Genomic DNA, 2,316 nt, shown 5'->3' with positions numbered 1-2,316 from the left:
AGTATTCCTTCAGCATGCAAAAAAATGGGTGGAGGGTGGCAGCGCCTTGCCATGCGAGCGCCGTCCTGCCCAAGTTATCCATGCGGAAAGAAGATGGTTTAGCGGAATGTACGGCGCCGTAAGCGATCCGTAAGCCGCCCGCCAGGGCGCGCCCTAACTGGCCTGGTGCGGACGGGTCGTCATGGCGGACTCATCAGAAAGCAAGGCGGCGCTGGCGGCCTCGGCCAGCAGCGCCAGGGCCGGCTCCGCGGCGATCTGGCGTTCGACCGCGTCCGCCAGGGCATAAAACGCCGGGTCGTTGATGAGCTGTTGACCGAGCTCGTTGAGCAGGACCGCTTCCAGGAAGATGCGAAAAGCGCGCCGGCCGCGCGCGGGATCGTCCGGGTCGATCGCCGCCACCCGCGCCGCGATCAGCGCCCCCAGCCCGGGCCCGGAGTCCGGCCGCCCCGCCGCACGGCGCTTGGGCGGCCGCGCGGTGCCGCCGGGCGCGGCCGCCCGCCCCACCATGGCCGCGCGGATGACCGTGACAATCTGCTGGACGCTGCTAAGGGCGGTCATGGGCGTGGCTCGGGATGGCGCCGCGTCTAGCGCGAACCGTTCCCATGGTATGCGGCCACCGCCAGGTGCGGGGCCGCGTCGGCGGCCACGGGCGCTTGCGGCGCCGGCGCGGCGCCCTGCTCGAGCCGTTCCAGCACGCGTTGCATATCGCGGTTCAAGGCCTGGTTGACGGTATTGGCGGCAATCCCGGCGGCGATGCAGCGGCCGGCCTCGTCAAACTCTTCGCTGACGAGATGCAACACCCCGGCCTTGAACAGTTGCAGCGGATGACCGTCGCCCAGGCCGTCGAGCGGGGCCCACGCCGACCGCGCTTCGTCCATGCGCCCGCTGGTCACCAACAGCATGCCGAGCTGGAAGCGGGCCAGCGGCATATCCGGGGATAATGCCAGGGCCCGGCCGATAGTGTCGATCGCCCGCCCGGCCATGCCGATCAGGGCGTACTCGATACCAAGCAGGTAGTGGGCCTGGCTCACGGCAGGATCGAGCTCGAGGCTGCGCTTGAGCCGGCCGATCGCAGCCGCGTGGTCCTGGTCGCCGATCGCCTGGATGGCCAGATGCAGCAGCTCTTCCGCGTCGAAGTGGGCGTAATCCATGTTTTTCTCCTAGTGCAGTGTGTGTGAGGAAGGTTCAACCGGGTAAGCGGCTGAGGAATCGTTGTTGCGGCGCAGCTGGGGGAGCATCTCCTGCACAAACGCCTGCAGTGTGGCCTGGTCGTGTACGGTGCCCCGCACCAGCGCCAGTGCATAGCGGGCGGCCACGCAGCCCCGCTCCAACCGCAGCGCGCGGATCGCACCGCGCCGCGCCTCAGCCGAGCGGCCCTGCAGCGCTTCCAGCACGGCCAGGCCGCCATGGCCCTCGGCGAAATTGTGGTTGGCTTCCAGGGCCCGCTCGAAACTGGTCCGCGCCGCAGGCAGATCCTGCTGCAACAAGCGGGTCCAGCCCAGCGCGACCCAGCTCCCTGCGTGGGCCGGCATGCATGCCACCGCGCGTTCCAGCCGCTCCCGGGCCGCGCTCAAATCCTGGCGGTGCAAATCCAGCATGGCCAGTCCCAGCCACGCACGGCCCTCGTCCCGGCCCTGTGCGGCCGCGCGGCTGAACCAATGCTCGGCCGCTGCCACATCGGCCTCGCCCAGCGCGACCGTCCCCAGGGTCACCAGCGCCGCCATGTTGGCCGGGTCAAGCGCCAATGCCTGCCGGGCCAGCTGCCCGGCACCGGCCACGTCGCCGAGGTCGAGGTCCAGCAGCGCGGCCAGTCCCAGCGCCTCGGGATCGTCGCCGTGCTTGGCCAGCTGGACGGCTACCATCGCGCGCGCATCGACCACCTGGCCCAGCTCATGCAAACAGCGCGCCGCCAGGCCGCGCGCGGCTGGAAGCTGGTCGGCCAGTAAGGGGTGGGCCGAGAGCAGCGCGAGGGCTTCGCCACTGCGGCGCATGCCCAGCAACACATGGGCCAGGTCATAGATGACCGCCGGCTCTGCTGGCACCAGTCCCAGCACCGTGCGCAGCAGCGGCTCGGCGCCGGCCAGGTCCCCGCGCGCCAGGGCGGCGCCGGCCTGCCGGTGCAACAGGCCGGGCGCCAGCGGGTGCGCAGCCAGGGCCCGCTCCAGCCACTGTGCCATCGCGGCCGCATCGCCCAACGCATCGGCCAGGTCGACCATGCGGGTCAGCAGGTGAAGGTTGGCCGGATCGTGGCGCAAGAACGCCTCGGTTTGCTCCAGCCGGCGCGCCAGCGCCGCGCGGTCGTCCTCAAGTTGCATG

Annotated in this window: 3 protein-coding genes; all 3 read right to left on the bottom strand. The window is 70.6% G+C overall.

The window, feature by feature from the left end:
* Positions 1 to 153: 153 nt before the first annotated feature.
* The 3 genes from LSQ66_RS05815 to LSQ66_RS05805 are packed head-to-tail and all read right to left on the bottom strand — an operon-like array spanning position 154 to position 2,315.
* Positions 154 to 558: a hypothetical protein gene (locus LSQ66_RS05815; protein ID WP_231768846.1), complete on the bottom strand. Its 405-nt coding sequence runs from the start codon at positions 556 to 558 to the stop codon at positions 154 to 156.
* A gap of 26 nt (positions 559 to 584) precedes the next feature.
* Complete coding sequence (locus tag LSQ66_RS05810) at positions 585 to 1,151, bottom strand: hypothetical protein (protein ID WP_231768845.1); 567 nt, start codon at positions 1,149 to 1,151, stop codon at positions 585 to 587.
* Between the two features lie 9 nt (positions 1,152 to 1,160).
* Positions 1,161 to 2,315: a tetratricopeptide repeat protein gene (locus LSQ66_RS05805; protein ID WP_231768844.1), complete on the bottom strand. Its 1,155-nt coding sequence runs from the start codon at positions 2,313 to 2,315 to the stop codon at positions 1,161 to 1,163.
* Position 2,316: the final 1 nt, after the last annotated feature.

The sequence above is a fragment of the Massilia endophytica genome (genome assembly GCF_021165955.1).
GTDB classification, from domain to species: Bacteria; Pseudomonadota; Gammaproteobacteria; order Burkholderiales; family Burkholderiaceae_D; genus Rugamonas; species Rugamonas endophytica.
The sequence above is the reverse complement of the archived record's forward strand: the minus strand, read 5'-3'. Positions and strand labels throughout refer to the sequence as shown.